The following is a 13,744-nucleotide window of genomic DNA, read 5'->3' as shown; positions in this document are numbered from 1 at the left end:
CCGGCGCCCTTAATTCAAGGTCGGGCGAGGCGGGGTGTCGAGGGCGTCGGCGACACGCGCCAAGAGCCCGTCCAGCGCATTGAGGGCGTTCTGCGGGTCGGGCAGCGGCCACGACAGATAGGCCGGATAGCGCAGGGTCTGGGCGAGATGCGGCATCGCCAGCGCGCTGAGCACCGCTTCGATCTCGGTGCCCGCCGGTTCGAGGTCGAGTCCACGGTCGCCGGCCAGCCGCAGGCAGAGCGGCAGGTCGTGGCCGATGATGATCAGCCGTTCGTCGTCCACGGCACCGCCCGCGATCACCGCCTTGAGCCCAAGCTCCATGGCGTGGGCGATCAGCATGAAGAAGGGCGGGCGGACGTCCTCGACCATGCCGACCTCCGCCAGCGCCGCCGCCGCCCGGCCATAGGCCCGCGCCCGGTCGAGGTAGCGCCGCCCCCGGCGGGTCATCCAGGAGATCGCGGTCATGACGGCGCTTCCGGCTCGTCCGGCCCCGCCTCGCCGAGGAGGCTGAGGAAACTCACGAAGGCCGGCCGGCTGGGACGCGGCAGGCGGGCATAGGCCCGCAGCAGGTCGAGCGCGCCGGGCTCGCCCAACAAGGTCGCGACCTCGTCGGTCACCCCGCGCGCTTGATCGTTGACGCCGAACAGCTCGGCCACAGGCGTGTCCAGGGTGCGGGCGATCTTCACCAGCATGGAGGCGCTCACGCGGTTGGCGCCGCGCTCGTACTTCTGGATTTGCTGGAAGGTAATGCCGCCCGCCGACGCCAGGGCCTCCTGCGACAGACCTCGGGTCTTGCGGGCCAGTCGGATGCGGGCACCGACGGCGATGTCGATGGGATCGGGGGCGGAGCCGGGATGATGCGACATGGGCGTCCTCCTCTCGCCTAGCGCCACAGGCGCCTGAGGTCGGCCTGACAGCTCCGCAGCAACGGATGGGCGTCCTCATTGTCGTGCGGATCGAGCAACCACAACAGGGCGTCCAGCCGGGCGAAGACGCCGTCGCGTGTGCAGGCCGGGGTCGTCTTGAGGAGCGGCAGCAGCACATCGTACTGGCCGTCGATGACGTCGAGCTGGTCCTCGATCACCCGGAACTGGGCGGCCTCCGGCACGGCCGCCTGCTGCGCCTTGGTCAGGCGTGGCCAGTTGCGGTGCTTGAAGAGCCAGCTCTCGAGATCGGACCAGGCGAGCAGGAGCCGGCGTTGCTCCCGCTCCAGCGCGCAATACTGCTCGGCGACGACCTGGCCGGGGTCGGCGGCCCCGGCCAGGGCGGGCAGCGGAAGGCCGGCGGCGCCGCCGATCTGCAGCAAGCGGCGGCGGCTCGGCGCATGGGTGATCGCAGGTTTGGAATCGGGCATGTATCGTCGCTCCGGCGGCGTGCTGGGCGTCGCGGTCAGAAGTTGCGTAAACGTCGCTAATTCGCGCTGTTTGCGCAAGTTTGTCAAGAAGGGTCCGTTCTGAGCTCGCCGCTGATCACGCCTCTACAAGCTCGGCTGGCGCGCGCGGCCCTTGGCCTCAGCCTGCGCGACCTCGGCGCGGCGACTGGCTTGGCACCCAACACCATCACCCGCTTCGAACTTGGCCGGGGCGGGGTGCATGCTGCGAACCTGTCGCGGCTGCAGGACGTCTTCGAGCAGCGCGGCGTGGTGTTCCTGCCGGCCGACGAGGTCGGCGAGGCGACCGTGCGGCTGCGCCGCCCGCCGGGTCCCTGAGCCCGCGGGCCCGCCGTGTCCGAGCCGCTGGTCCTCCAGATCAATCTCAATCGCGACAGCGTCGCGGCGCCGGCCCAGCGGGCCATCACGATCTGCGCCCAGCTGCTGCCCATCGCCCTGACCGCCGTTGCGGGCGCGGACCTCGCCCGCCGCAGGTCGAGGGGGCGTTCGTGCGGATCGGACACCCGCCGCACGCGGACGTCGAAGCCATCCGGCAGCACTTCCGGCAATGGCTCGTCGCCAAGGCGCTGCAGGAACTGGCGCGCGGGGTTCGCGGCGCGCTGGAGGAGGCGGCGAAGTACGTCTGGGCCTTCGGCCAAGGCGGGAAGCAGATCACCGTGGCCGACTTCAACACCGGCTTGGCGGCCGAGGAGCGGCGCGCCAATGGCCGGAACTTCCCGCAGTTGCTGGAGGATGTGAACGCGGGTCTCACGCGCCCCTTCGAATTCGGCGGCGCCTATCTCTACCTGCAGCGCGCCCGCAGCTGCTTGGAACATCAGGACGGCGTGGTCCTGCCGCGCCATCTGAACGAAGGCGGCGACCGTATGACGCTTCGGATGCCGCGCTATGAAATCTGGGCGATCGAACTCGATCCGCCGCAGCAGATCGAGGGTCCGATGATGCTAGAGAAGGAGTCGCGGATCGTGATCCGGCCGGGCATTTGGCAGATGTCGTTCATGGCGGGGCAGCGCATTGAGCTCATGCCGGCCGACGTCATGACCATCGCCCAGGGCTGCATGGTTTTCGTGCAGGACCTGGTGGGCAAGCTGCCGCCCGCGCAGGCTGAGCCGGCGGCGGCCGGCGAATGAGCCCCGGTCGTCAGGGGTCGAACGTCCCGACGAATTCGCGATCGGCGTAGTGGCGGACCTTGCCGGCGATGAGCGGATCGCGGCCGGGGCGCAGCACCAGCATCAGATGGTCGGCCAGTCGCATGACCTCGTCCGGGGTCAGCAGATCACGGCGCACCCGCTGTTCGCTCCAGGACTCGCCTTGACCTGAGGAGGTTGAGCCGCCCTGCATCGACGACGAGGAGCCCGTATTCGCCGACGTGCCCTGCGCGATGAAGGTCTCGGTCATGACGCCCAAGGTGCGCGAGACCCATTGGGCGGTGTCGAAATCCGCCACGTCGAAGATCTGGGTGACGGCGGCGTTGGCGAGGAAGGTCCCGTGACGCTCGCCATAGAGCGCCTTCAACTGGTGGAGGTCCTGCAGGATGGCCCAGAGCTGGACGCCGTAGCCGGCCATCAGCCCGTAGGCCTGGACGAGCGGTTCGAGGCGGCCGAGCGTCGCGAACTCGTCCAGCAGGAAGAGGATCGGCGCGCGGTTGTCGTGGGCGCCGCCGCGCGGCTGGCGCGCGAGCGCATGCAGCGCCTGGGCGACCAGCAGGCGCAGCCAGCGCGCATAGGCGCCGAGCCGTTCGGGCGGCAGGACCAGGAAGACGGTGGCGCGCCGGTCGCGGAGGTCTTCGAACGCGAAGTCGGCCCGGGCGAGGCTGTTGTTGATCCGGCCGCTGTCGAGGAAGTGGGTGTGGCGCTGGGCTGCCGACAGGACGCCGGCGGCCTCCCGGTCGGCCTTGCCGAGATGGCGGTTGGCGGCGCGCGCGACCAGCCCGTCGGCCGCCGGGCTCGCCTGCATGGCCTTCAGCGTCGCGGCGAAGCGCGCCGGCGCAGAGGTGAGCAGGTCGCGCACCGCGGCGAGGGTGGCGCCCTCGGCCGGGGGATGCGTGACCACGTGCAGGATGACGCCGGCGATCAGCGCCTTGGCCTCCTCGTTCCAATGCGCCTCGCTCACCTGCTCCGGCGGATCGTAGACCAGGGCCTCGGCGATCAGGGCGGCGTCCTCCGGCAGGTCCGCGCCGAACGGGTCCAGCGCCGCGAGCGGATTATAGGCGGCCGCCGGGCGTCCCGAGACGCCGAACGGATCGAGGACGTGAACGGGGCCGTAGCGACCCCTCGCGCGGGCGGCGATCCGCGCGTTTTCGCCCTTGGGATCGACGCACAGGACCGCGCGGTCGGCGAGCAGCAGATTGGGCAGCACGACCCCGACGCCCTTGCCCGAGCGGGTCGGCGCGAAGGTCAGTAGGTGACCCGGCCCGTCGTAGCGCATCAACCAGCCGTCCGTCGCCCGGCCGATGATCAGCCCGTCCGGCCCGCCGAGCGCGCCGCGGGCGCGGCGGTCGTCGCCGAATTGTGCGCTGCCGTGGCTCGTGGTCGGCCCGGCATATCCATAGCGGGCCTTCCACTGCAGGAAGCCGAGCGCGCCGCCGGCCGCGGTCCCGGCCAGTGGGATGATCCACTCCGCCAGCAGGTCGGGCAGGCCGAAGTGGTCGCGGACGATCAGGAAGGGCAAGCCGGCGCAGACGTTGCCCCAGAAGGCGCCCACCAGCGTCGGCCATATCGCGCCGAACGCGAGCCTCACGGCATGGGCTCCGCTTCCGCCGCGAAGGCACGCTGGCCGCGTCGCCGCCAGAGCAGCCGCGCGCCGTCGCCATCGGGCGCCTGTAAGCGCTCGGCGAGGTCTAGGAAGGCGCCGTAGAGGGCGGCGCGATCGTCATGCGTGAGATCGACGAGGCCGGCCTTGGCCACCAAGCCGCCCAGCTCGATCAGGTGGCGCGTGCGTTCGCGGCGTTCCACGACCCAAGCCCTCGTGTCCGACCTTGCCCGCGCGGCCTCAATGCGGCGGAGCGCCGCCGTCATCCGGCGCCCGGCGCTCGCCATTTGCTGCAGGCTTCGATGAAGGCCGGGCCTGTCCTTGAAAGAACGCGGCGCCCTTGCTGCGCCACCCCTCGCGTGTGCCTGCGTCCGCCTTGCCCGCCGCTAGCAGCGCGCCGGCCAGGACGTCCAAATCGAGCTTGTCGGCGCCTGTGGCGATGACCAGCTCTCCGAACTGCGTCACCCGCCGGCCCTTCAGCGCCTTGGCGCGCCGCTGCAGGGCCTGGAGTTCGGCGTCGAGATCGCGCGGCTTCTTCATGACGATGGCCTCCGAGGATCGGAGCGCGAACCCTGCGCGGCCGATGACCGGCGTGCTATGGGTAAGCTTACGCATGGCGCGCCCGTCACTCACGGCCGAAGGTCTGAGTGCGCGCTTATACGTCGCTGACGCGACGTGCTTGGGCGGGAGGGATCGCATGGCGATCTATCACTTCTCAGCGAAGGTGATCTCGCGGGCCAAGGGCTCGTCGGCCGTCGCGGCTGCCGCCTATCGGTCCGCCTCACGGCTGCACGACGAACGCCTCGATCGCGCGCACGACTTTTCCGCCAAGACCGGCGTCGTCCATTCCGAAGTCATGCTGCCTGAGGGCGCGCCCGAGCGATGGCGCGATCGCGAGACGCTCTGGAACGAGGTGGAGGCGCGCGAGGTCCGCAAGGACGCCCAGCTCGCGCGCGAGGTGGAGTTCGCGATCCCGCGGGAGCTCTCGCAGCGGGACGGCGTCGCGCTGGCGCGGTCCTTCGTGCAGCGAGAATTCGTCGACAAGGGCATGCTCGCCGACCTCAATGTCCACTGGGACGTGGGCGCCGATGGTGAGGCGAAGCCGCACGCGCACGTGATGCTCGCCCTGCGGGCGGCAGGGCCTGAGGGATTCGGCGGCAAGGTCCGCGACTGGAATGCGACTGACAGGCTCGTAGGCTGGCGGGAGGCCTGGGCGGAGCATGCGAACCGCCGGCTTGCCGAACTCGGCATCGAAGCCCGCATCGACGCCCGCGCGCTCAAGGACCAGGGCATCGACCTGGAGCCGCAGAACAAGATCGGCGCGTCCGGCGCGCGGCGCGAGATCCATGGCGAGGCGGCGGAGCGCGCGGAAGATCACCGCGCGATCGCGCGACGCAACGGCGAGCGGATCCTCGCCGAGCCTGAGATCGCGCTGTCCGCCATCACGCACCAGCAGGCCACGTTCACGGACCACGGCCTGGCGCGATTCCTCCACCGGCACACGGACGGGCGCGAGCAGTTCGACGCCGCGCTCGCCAAGGTCCGCGCGAGCGGCGAGACGGTGCGGCTGGGGCGCGACGGCAACGGTCGCGAGCGCTTCACCAGCCGCGAGATGTTGCGCGTGGAGCGCCGCCTAAAACAGGACGCCGACGCTATGGCCGCCCGGCCGGGTCACGCGGTCGGCGGACGCGACAGGGTCGCGGCCCTGGCGCGTTCGTCCGAGCACGGTCTCGACCTCTCCGTCGCGCAGCGCGACGCCGTGGATCATGTCACGCGTTGTGGCGACCTCGCGCTGCTGGTGGGCTACGCCGGCACGGGCAAGAGCGCCCTGCTGGGAGTCGCACGCGACGCCTGGGAGGCTCAGGGCTATCGGGTACGCGGCGCCGCGCTGTCGGGGATGGCCGCTGAGAGCCTCGAAGGCGGTTCCGGCATCCCGTCCCGCACCCTCGCCAGCCTCGAACACGCATGGGCGCGCGACCGCGAGACGCTCGGGCCCCGCGACGTGCTCGTGGTCGACGAGGCCGGCCTCGTGGGCTCGCGGCAGCTGGGCCGGGTCATGGCGCAAGCGCAGGCGGCCGGCGCGAAGGTGGTGATGGTCGGGGACGCGGAGCAGCTGCAGGCCATCGAGGCGGGGGCCGCGTTCCGGGCGCTCGCCGAGCGTCACGGCGCCTATGAGCTCACCGAGGTGCGACGCCAGCAGGTCGACTGGCAGCGGGACTCGACCCGGCAACTGGCGACGGGCCGGACCGTGCAGGCGCTCTCCGCCTATTCGGCCGCGGGCGCCGTGCGGGGGCACGACGATCCTGCAGCGGCGCGGGAGGCGGTGGTCGCGGGCTGGTGGGACGCCAAGCAGGCGGCGCCCGGGTCCTCACAAGTGATGCTGGCCTACACCCGCGATGACGTCGCGGCCCTCAACGGCCTGGCGCGAGAGCGCATGCAGGCGGCCGGCGCGCTTGGACAAGATCATCGGGTGGAGACGATCCGGGGCGCGCGGCTGTTCGCCGAGGGCGAGCGGATCGTCTTCCTGCGTAATGAGCGCGAGCTCGGGGTGAAGAACGGCACGCTCGGGACGGTGGAGCAACTTGGCGACACGCGCCTGGGCGTGCGCCTGGACGACGGCCGGCGGGTCGCGTTCGATCAGAAGGCCTACACCGATCTCGACCACGGCTATGCCACCACGATCCACAAGTCGCAGGGCGTGACGGTCGACCGGGCGCATGTGCTCGCCGGCGCGTACATGGACCGGCACGCGACCTATGTCGCGCTCTCCCGCCACCGCCAGGGCGTCACGCTGCACTACGACCGCCAGACCTTCGCCGACGAGGCCGCACTGGGGCGGGCTTTGTCTCGCGAGCGCGCCAAGGACTCCACCCTGGACTATCCGGCTCAGTTCGCAGAACGCCGTGGGCTCGGCCCCGCGGCCGCGGGTGTCTTCGATGCCTTCCGGCCGGCGCAGTCGGGCGGGCGCATCGGCCAGGACGCCCGGCAGGACGAGTTGGCGCGGGTTCAGGCCCTCGCCCGCGCCTGGCAGGACGGCGCCCGCATGCAGGCCGCCGGACACGAACCCCTGGCGCACCAGCGTCTCGCGCTCGACCGCGCGGCCGGCGCCCTGGACCGCGCGAGCCCGGGTCTGGCGGCGAGGGTCGCTGGCGAGCTAGAGCGCGATCCGACGCTGGCCGCTTCGGCGGCGCGAGGGCGGCCGGAAGCCCTGCTACGCGCCGCCATGCGTGAGCCGCCACAGCGGGACCTGCCGCGATCGCAGGAGATCGACCGCGCGCCAGGCCAAGATCGCGGGCTGGAGCGATGAGCCTGCAGCCCGATGACGCGGCGGCCGACGCCTTCGAGCGCCTGCGAAGCGAGGTGGCGCTGCTCCGGCGCGCCGTCGAGGGCTTGGCGGCGGACGTCGGCGCGGCGCCGGCGGACTACAGCCCGACGCTGGCAGAGCTCACTGAGGCGGTGGCTGAGGTGGGCGCGCAGGTGGTCGCGATCAGCGAGCGGCCTCTCCTGGCGCTGGCGTCGGAACAACTCGGATCGCTGTTCCAGATCGCCGCGGCGAAGGTTCTGGCTCGACCGGTTGCGGAGTTGGAGCGCGAGCGCGCGACGCTCCAGCAAGCGGCTGATGCCCTGGGCAGGGTCCGCCAGTCTGATCTGGCGAGGTCCCGATCCTGGTGGAGGACGGCCGGCGCCTTCGGCGGCGGCGCACTGGCGGGCGTGGTGCTCCTGAGCCTTTGCCTCGGTCCGGTGGCGAGGCTGCTCCCGGCCCGCTGGAGTGTCCCGGAGCGACTGGCCGCCGCCACCCTGGACCTGCCGATGACCGAAGCCGGTGAGAAATTGCTACGGCGCGGCGATCCCGATGGCTGGGAGGCGGTTGCGGTCGCCCGCCGCTTGCCCACCGAGCAGGTCAGGGCGCTGCGCGACTGCATCTCCCGCACGCCGACGGGCCGGAGCAGGACCTGCCAGGTCAAGCTTACGCGCCAATAATTGGCGGGTTCTCCGCCGATCTCCGGCGGATCATCCGCCAAATCTTGTCGTCTGAGGGTTGCGTTTGTTCGTGGTGAGTTCTTGAGGTAGCGTGGTGCTCGATTTCGCGAGCGTTCGGTGCGCCATGCGTATGCTTAAGCTTGAAGAGTCTTCCGCATCTCCGGACCGGAACTTGGTTGTTCTGAGCTCGCGCCAACTCGAATGCTTGAGCTGGGCGGAAGTCGGCAAGAGCGCGCGGGATACGGGCCAGATTCTGGGTATCTCCCAGCGCACAGTCGAGAAGCATCTGGAGCAAGCCTACGGGCTGCTCGGCGTCCGCACGCGCATTCAGGCGGTGGTGCGGGCCCGGCAACTGGGGCTTCTCGACTGACCGGCCTGCTGCTGCGTGTGGCGGCGTGACGCTACGGAAGGTCGCGCGAATCGGGCAAATTCCACGCCTCCGAACACATCCAGTTATCGGCGAGGTCTTGATGGTCTCAGTCTTTCGCGAACTCCCTGGCATCGCCGACCTTGAGCGTCGGGCGCTCCTCGAACCGCAGCTTCGCTCCCTCGTCGGCGCAGTGACGTGCCCGGAGTTCGACCAGTCCGCTCTTGAGCTCTTCGGCACGACCTCGCCGGACTTCCAGGAAGGACTAGGAGACGACGATTGGACCGGCATCTACGGCGACCTCCCAGAAGACGATCGCGAGATGGTCGCGTATTTCGCGACCAAGGGCTGGGTCGTCTCTGACGGGTATGGCCGCCCCTCCTACATGCTTGAGCCATACCTGCTGCTTTTGTGCGGTCATCTGGCTGGCAAGCTGCCGTTGAACGCTCAGGTCTCGGCGGCCCGCTGGGGCAGCAATCTCGCGGAAGAAGCCAAGCGGTTCCGCCCGGCCCGCAGCTAGGCCGACGGGTCCCAGTAGACGAAGCCACGGACAGCATCATCTGGGTCGCGGTCGCCGGGCAAAGTTCGCCGAACTGCCGCGCCGCGCGGATCTGGGCTGGCGCCTCTTCGCGCGGGGCCTCGACAAAGCCGAGGGCGCCGAAAAAAACCCGTCGCATCGGTGGTGAGCAGCCAGACGCGCTCGGCGCCGATGCGCGCGGCTTGGCGCTGCGTCGCCCGCCGCCGTCCGTTCCCGTGCCGAGCACGAGCGGTACCCACACGAGACGATCCGGTGCTCACTGTCGACGTGCAAGAGTCGGTCGGCGAATTCGGCTGACATCGGATTCAGGTCAATGTGCATGAGTGCCTGAGATATCGTCCAGAAGCTCGCCCAACTTCGTGATTATGCGATCTGGCTTCACTTCGGTGTCAGGCGGAAGGCCTTTGCCCTGCCGGTCATGCAGATCGAATAGATGCCGAGCCGCTGGGGAGCCGCGACCTCCCATTCCAGATTGTCGCCGACCATCCAGACCTCACTTGGGTCGGCGTCCAAGGCCTGCAAGGCGTGGCGATAAGCCCGTTCCTCCGGCTTTCCAAAGCCATGCTCATCCATCAGCAGACCGGTCGACCTGTGCCATTCCCGCCGACGCAGCAACGCCCTTGCATCGAATTATATTACGATCCATATTCGTTACTGAATTGAGGCGTCGCCAGAAACACGGCGTCGCCCGGCAGGGGGAGGTCGGATCTTGGCGAAGGCTCGAGTGGAGATTGCCAGGCTTGACAACTCCGCGGCGACCCGATCCGACCTGTTGGACCTCTTCAGCCGGGTGCAGCTCATACGGCAGGCCGAGCAGCGGCTTACCACGCTGTTCGCAGACGGAGAGGTCCCGGGGTTCATACATCTGTCGATCGGCCAGGAAGGCGTTGCGGCGGGGGTGGGAGCTGCGCTTGGGCGCGACGACACTCTGGCGTCCAACCATCGCGGCCATGGCCACGCCATCGCCAAGGGCCTCGATCTGGATCGGTTCTTTCTCGAGATCATGGGAAGGGACGAGGGCTATTGCCGCGGTCGCGGCGGCTCCATGCACATCGCGGACATGTCGGTCGGCATGCTGGGCGCCAACGGCATCGTCGGCGCCGGCTTGCCGATTGCCGTAGGCAGCGCGCTCGCCCACCAGGTGCGCCGGACGGGTGGCCTGGCGACCGTGTTCTTCGGTGATGGCGCCCTCGCCGAGGGCGTCGTGCTGGAGAGCCTGAATCTGGCGGCGCTCTGGAAGCTCCCCCTGCTGTTCGTCTGCGAGAACAACGGCTGGTCGGAGTTCTCGCCCACCGCCAAGCAGTTCGCGGCAGACGTCAAGGATCTGGCCGCCGCCTTCGGCATCCGATCGCGCCTCGTGGACGGCAATGACGCCGTCGAGGTCTGGCAGGCCGCCCGGCAGTTCTGCGACGAGATCCGCGACGGAGGCGGCCCACGGCTTCTGGAGTGTATGACCAAGCGGGTACGGGGCCATTTCGAGGGCGATCCCCAGAAGTACCGCGTCGGCGTCGACACCACCGAGATGGGGGATGACGATCCGGTCGTGAGGCTCGCAGGACGACTATCCGACGCCGGCGTGTCGGACGACGAGATCCAGGCGGTCACGGCGCGCGCGGTCGCCGCCATCGAAGCGGCCGTCGCCGCTGGCCGAGCCGGATCGCAGCCGTCCTTTGAGCGCATGCTCGACGGTGTCTATGCGCGGCAGGTCGCCAATGGCTGAGGTGCGGTTCGGCCAAGCGATCAATCGCGCCATCTCCGACGCCATGGCGCAGGACCCGACCGTGGTCATGTTCGGCGAGGACGTCGCCGCCGCGGGCGGGCCCTTCGGGGTGACGCGAGGCCTCGCAGAGCGCTTCGGCGGCGAGCGGGTCCGTGACACGCCGATTTCCGAAGCGACCATCGTCGGCGCCGCTGTCGGCGCGGCGATGAGCGGGCTGCGGCCAATCGTCGAGATCATGTTCATGGACTTCATCACCCTGGCCATGGACGCCCTCGTGAACCAGGCCGCCAAGGCCCATTTCATGTTCGGGGAGCAGTGCTCTGTGCCGATGGTGGTTCGCACGCCCCACGGCGGTGGCATCTCGGCCGGGCCGCAGCATTCCCAGTGCCTTGAGGCCTGGCTGGCGCATGTTCCAGGCCTGAAGCTTGTCTGCCCCGCGACCATCGCCGACAGCTACAGCCTGCTACGGGCCGCCATCGCCGATCCGAACCCGGTGATCTTCGTGGAGAACAAGGCCCTCTATGCGTTGAAGGGCGAACTGCCCGATGAGCCCGAGAACGTCGCCATCGGCGCGGCAAGAACCGCGCGCGCGGGGCAGGATCTGACCATCGTCACCTATGGCGCCGCCCTAGCTCCCGCGCTGGACGCGGCCGCGACGCTTGCCTCCCAGGGCGTGGAAGCCGAGGTCATCGATCTTCGCTCGATCCAGCCGTGGGACGAAGCGGCGGTGCGACGGTCGCTGGCGCGGACCCATCGCCTCATCGTCTTCCATGAAGCGGTCGAGGCCTTCGGGGTCGGCGCGGAGATCGTCGCGCGGATGTCCGATGTCGCCTTCGACGAGCTTGACGCCCCGCCGCTCCGCGTCGGTGCGCCCTTCTCGCCGCCGCCGTTTGCAAAGTCCCTCGAACAACAATTCCAGCCCTCAGCCGATCGCCTGATCCACGCGGCGCGCCGGGTGCTGACCTAGTCCGCGGAGCGCCAAGGCCATGAGCGATGATCTTGTTCTGATGGAGTCCAAGGCGGGCATCGGCCTGATAACCATCAATCGACCGAAGACGCTGAACGCCCTGAACCTGCAGACACTGGCGGCGCTCGAGGCGGCGCTGACCACGCTCGAGCAGGACCGCGAGGTGCGGGTGATCGTCTTCACGGGCGCCGGCGACAAGGCGTTCGTGGCCGGCGGCGACATCGAAGATCTCAACTCCCGCCAGGGCCTGGCGCACTATCAGGGCTTCGCGGAGGTCATCCATCGCGTCTTCCGGCGCGTCGAAACTTGCGACAAGCCCACCATCGCCGCAGTGAATGGCTATGCGCTGGGCGGCGGCGCCGAGCTGCTGCTGGCGACGGACATCCGCATCCTCGCCGACCATGCGCGCATCGGCCTGCCCGAGATCCTGCTGGGTCTTTTCCCCGGTGCCGGGGGGAGCCAGCGCCTCATCCGCCAGCTTCCGCTGTGCCTGGCCAAGCAACTGATGTTCACCGGCCATCCGATCGGCGCCGAGCGGGCCGTGCAGCTGGGCCTGGCCAACATGGTCGTCCCCGCGGCCGAGCTGATGAGCGAAGTGATGGCCCTCGCCGCCGACATCGCGGCCAAGTCGCCACTCACCCTGAAGCTGATGAAGCGGGCGCTGTTGCACGGCGGCGAGATGACCCTCGCAAACGCGCTGGCGTACGAGCAGAGTATGATCGGCCTGGTTCTCGACACCCGGGACGCCCACGAAGGCTGCAGCGCCTTCCTTGCCAAGCGGCCGGCGACCTTCGTCGGGGAATGAGCGTGGCCGTCGTCGACCTCCTGATGCCGAAACTCGGCCTCACCATGACGGAGGGGGTGGTTTCGCAATGGTCCTGCCAACCGGGCGGGCGTTTCGCGCCGGGCGACATACTGCTCGTCGTCGAGACCGAGAAGATCGCCAACGACGTGGAGGCGACCGCCAGCGGCGTCCTGCGGGAGATCCTCGTTCCCGAGGGTGAGACCGTGCCGGTCGGCGCGCCGATCGCGCGATGGGAGCCCGACGGCGCGGTCAAGGCTGCGGCTGCCCCGGTGTCCAGCCAGACCGCGGCGGCGCCGACGGGTCGGGAGGAAGGTCGGCAGGTCGCGGACCTGACGAGCCGGCGGCCGGAGGGCGCGCGTGTGGTTGCGACGCCCTACGCGCGACGCCTGGCGGCGGAGAGGGGGATCGACATCCCATCCATCGCAGGCCGTGGCGAAGGCGGTCGCATCCGAGCCGCTGACGTACTGGCCGCGTCGGCGAACGGTGAGCCGGACGCCCCGGCCGTCTCCGTTCCGGAAGCCGAGCCCGCATTCCGCGGCGGCGGCAAGCTTGTCCAGCCCACCGGCTATCAACGGTCAGCGGCGCGCCGATTGAGCGCCGCCAAGCGCGACACGCCCCACTTCTACCTGTCCGCCGAAGTCGACGTCGGCGAGCTGCTGGGACTGCGGCAGAAGCTGGTGTCCGGCGGCGGCATCGAGCGGCTGACGCTGACGCCGCTCTTCCTGCTCGCGATGGCCCAGGCGCTTCGCGAGGAGCCGAACGCCAATCGGGTCTGGTCCGACGATGGCATCGTCGCGTTCGACACCGTCGATGTCGGGTTGGCCGTGCACACTCACGTAGGGCTGCTTGTCCCCATGCTGCGGGACGCCGGGTCTTTGACGCTTCGACAGATCGCGGCTGAAGCGTCGCGGCTGACCACAAGAACGCGCGCCGGCGACCTCAGTCTCGACGATTTCGGCGGCGGCGCGGCCACCTTGTCGAACGGCGGAATGTTCGACGTGACCTACATGAGCTCGATCATCACGCCGGGCCAATCCTCGATCCTCGGTGTTGGAAGCGTCAGGAGCGTCTTCCGGCCCGACGTCGAGGGGCGTCCGATCCTGCGCCAGGAAATCGGCCTGGTGCTTTCCTGCGACCACCGGGTCTTCGACGGCGTCCTCGGCCTGAGGCTGCTGAGTCGTATCCGCGGATACCTGCAGGACCCGCTGAGCCTGCTCATCCGCTGACA

The 13,744-nt window shown here is 69.6% G+C and carries 17 protein-coding genes; 10 read left to right on the top strand and 7 right to left on the bottom strand.

Annotated features, from left to right (window positions below):
* Nucleotides 1-9: 9 nt before the first annotated feature.
* The 3 genes from GC203_RS12765 to GC203_RS12755 are packed head-to-tail and all read right to left on the bottom strand — an operon-like array spanning nt 10 to nt 1,354.
* Nucleotides 10-465 carry a hypothetical protein gene (locus tag GC203_RS12765; protein WP_293454936.1) on the bottom strand — a complete coding sequence of 152 codons (456 nt, stop codon included), beginning with the start codon at nt 463-465 and terminating at the stop codon, nt 10-12.
* Complete coding sequence (locus GC203_RS12760) at nt 462-866, bottom strand: helix-turn-helix transcriptional regulator (RefSeq protein WP_293454933.1); 405 nt, start codon at nt 864-866, stop codon at nt 462-464. Before GC203_RS12760 ends, GC203_RS12765 begins: the two co-directional genes overlap by 4 nt.
* Before the next feature lie 17 nt (nt 867-883).
* Nucleotides 884-1,354, bottom strand: a complete 471-nt coding sequence (locus tag GC203_RS12755) for a hypothetical protein (protein ID WP_293454931.1) — start codon at nt 1,352-1,354, stop codon at nt 884-886.
* Nucleotides 1,355-1,420: 66 nt separating this feature from the next.
* Here GC203_RS12755 and GC203_RS12750 point away from each other — a divergent pair, with 66 nt between their 5' ends.
* Both GC203_RS12750 and GC203_RS12745 read left to right on the top strand, forming a co-directional pair.
* Nucleotides 1,421-1,708 (top strand): helix-turn-helix transcriptional regulator, encoded by a 288-nt coding sequence (locus GC203_RS12750; RefSeq protein ID WP_366501788.1) that lies wholly within the window; start codon nt 1,421-1,423, stop codon nt 1,706-1,708.
* Between the two features lie 170 nt (nt 1,709-1,878).
* Entirely contained in the window at nt 1,879-2,517 is a 639-nt protein-coding gene (locus tag GC203_RS12745) for a hypothetical protein (protein ID WP_293454929.1), read from the top strand.
* A gap of 10 nt (nt 2,518-2,527) precedes the next feature.
* On the opposite strand, the gene GC203_RS12740 is transcribed toward GC203_RS12745, so the two are convergent.
* From GC203_RS12740 to traD, 3 genes are read right to left on the bottom strand one after another with little or no spacing between them, the layout of a single operon-like run.
* Entirely contained in the window at nt 2,528-4,126 is a 1,599-nt protein-coding gene (locus tag GC203_RS12740) for a type IV secretory system conjugative DNA transfer family protein (protein WP_293454927.1), read from the bottom strand.
* Nucleotides 4,123-4,341, bottom strand: a complete 219-nt coding sequence (locus tag GC203_RS12735; RefSeq protein ID WP_293454925.1) for a conjugal transfer protein TraD — start codon at nt 4,339-4,341, stop codon at nt 4,123-4,125. Before GC203_RS12735 ends, GC203_RS12740 begins: the two co-directional genes overlap by 4 nt.
* 37 nt (nt 4,342-4,378) lie before the next feature.
* Nucleotides 4,379-4,678 carry a conjugal transfer protein TraD gene (gene traD / locus GC203_RS12730; protein WP_293454923.1) on the bottom strand — a complete coding sequence of 100 codons (300 nt, stop codon included), beginning with the start codon at nt 4,676-4,678 and terminating at the stop codon, nt 4,379-4,381.
* A 157-nt stretch (nt 4,679-4,835) separates the two neighbouring features.
* Here traD and traA point away from each other — a divergent pair, with 157 nt between their 5' ends.
* From traA to GC203_RS12710, 4 genes are all read left to right on the top strand, one after another.
* Nucleotides 4,836-7,445 (top strand): Ti-type conjugative transfer relaxase TraA, encoded by a 2,610-nt coding sequence (gene traA, locus GC203_RS12725; RefSeq protein WP_293454921.1) that lies wholly within the window; start codon nt 4,836-4,838, stop codon nt 7,443-7,445.
* Entirely contained in the window at nt 7,442-8,119 is a 678-nt protein-coding gene (locus tag GC203_RS12720) for a DUF6118 family protein (protein ID WP_293454919.1), read from the top strand. Before traA ends, GC203_RS12720 begins: the two co-directional genes overlap by 4 nt.
* A 91-nt stretch (nt 8,120-8,210) precedes the next feature.
* Nucleotides 8,211-8,489, top strand: coding sequence for a helix-turn-helix transcriptional regulator (locus tag GC203_RS12715; protein WP_293454917.1), 279 nt, complete (start codon nt 8,211-8,213; stop codon nt 8,487-8,489).
* A 100-nt stretch (nt 8,490-8,589) separates the two neighbouring features.
* Complete coding sequence (locus GC203_RS12710) at nt 8,590-9,006, top strand: hypothetical protein (protein ID WP_293454914.1); 417 nt, start codon at nt 8,590-8,592, stop codon at nt 9,004-9,006.
* A gap of 396 nt (nt 9,007-9,402) precedes the next feature.
* On the opposite strand, the gene GC203_RS12705 is transcribed toward GC203_RS12710, so the two are convergent.
* Nucleotides 9,403-9,597: an HAD hydrolase-like protein gene (locus GC203_RS12705; RefSeq protein ID WP_293454912.1), complete on the bottom strand. Its 195-nt coding sequence runs from the start codon at nt 9,595-9,597 to the stop codon at nt 9,403-9,405.
* Nucleotides 9,598-9,733: 136 nt separating this feature from the next.
* Between GC203_RS12705 and GC203_RS12700 the strand changes: the two genes are divergently transcribed.
* The 4 genes from GC203_RS12700 to GC203_RS12685 are packed head-to-tail and all read left to right on the top strand — an operon-like array spanning nt 9,734 to nt 13,742.
* Complete coding sequence (locus GC203_RS12700; RefSeq protein ID WP_293454911.1) at nt 9,734-10,744, top strand: thiamine pyrophosphate-dependent dehydrogenase E1 component subunit alpha; 1,011 nt, start codon at nt 9,734-9,736, stop codon at nt 10,742-10,744.
* Between the two features lies 1 nt (nt 10,745).
* A complete protein-coding gene (locus tag GC203_RS12695; RefSeq protein ID WP_293454910.1) occupies nt 10,746-11,711 on the top strand; it encodes an alpha-ketoacid dehydrogenase subunit beta in 966 nt (321 codons plus the stop codon).
* A 40-nt stretch (nt 11,712-11,751) separates the two neighbouring features.
* Entirely contained in the window at nt 11,752-12,516 is a 765-nt protein-coding gene (locus tag GC203_RS12690) for an enoyl-CoA hydratase/isomerase family protein (RefSeq protein ID WP_293454907.1), read from the top strand.
* The gene (locus tag GC203_RS12685; protein ID WP_293454906.1) at nt 12,513-13,742 is read left to right on the top strand and encodes a dihydrolipoamide acetyltransferase family protein; all 1,230 of its coding nucleotides are present in this window, start codon (nt 12,513-12,515) and stop codon (nt 13,740-13,742) included. The genes GC203_RS12690 and GC203_RS12685 overlap by 4 nt, the downstream gene beginning before the upstream one ends.
* The last annotated feature ends 2 nt before the right edge of the window (nt 13,743-13,744 follow it).

This window comes from Phenylobacterium sp. (assembly GCF_016124325.1).
In the GTDB taxonomy this organism is placed as follows: Bacteria; Pseudomonadota; Alphaproteobacteria; order Caulobacterales; family Caulobacteraceae; genus Phenylobacterium.
This window is presented reverse-complemented; position numbering and strand designations above follow the sequence as displayed.

Coding starts and splice junctions, on each gene's coding strand:
- GC203_RS12760 (WP_293454933.1), bottom strand. CDS start 866: ATGTCGCATCATCCCGGCTCCGCCCCCGATCCCATCGACATCGCCGTC.
- traA (WP_293454921.1), top strand. CDS start 4,836: ATGGCGATCTATCACTTCTCAGCGAAGGTGATCTCGCGGGCCAAGGGC.
- GC203_RS12755 (WP_293454931.1), bottom strand. CDS start 1,354: ATGCCCGATTCCAAACCTGCGATCACCCATGCGCCGAGCCGCCGCCGC.
- GC203_RS12705 (WP_293454912.1), bottom strand. CDS start 9,597: ATGGATGAGCATGGCTTTGGAAAGCCGGAGGAACGGGCTTATCGCCAC.
- GC203_RS12710 (WP_293454914.1), top strand. CDS start 8,590: ATGGTCTCAGTCTTTCGCGAACTCCCTGGCATCGCCGACCTTGAGCGT.
- GC203_RS12690 (WP_293454907.1), top strand. CDS start 11,752: ATGGAGTCCAAGGCGGGCATCGGCCTGATAACCATCAATCGACCGAAG.
- GC203_RS12720 (WP_293454919.1), top strand. CDS start 7,442: ATGAGCCTGCAGCCCGATGACGCGGCGGCCGACGCCTTCGAGCGCCTG.
- traD (WP_293454923.1), bottom strand. CDS start 4,678: ATGAAGAAGCCGCGCGATCTCGACGCCGAACTCCAGGCCCTGCAGCGG.
- GC203_RS12765 (WP_293454936.1), bottom strand. CDS start 465: ATGACCGCGATCTCCTGGATGACCCGCCGGGGGCGGCGCTACCTCGAC.
- GC203_RS12685 (WP_293454906.1), top strand. CDS start 12,513: ATGAGCGTGGCCGTCGTCGACCTCCTGATGCCGAAACTCGGCCTCACC.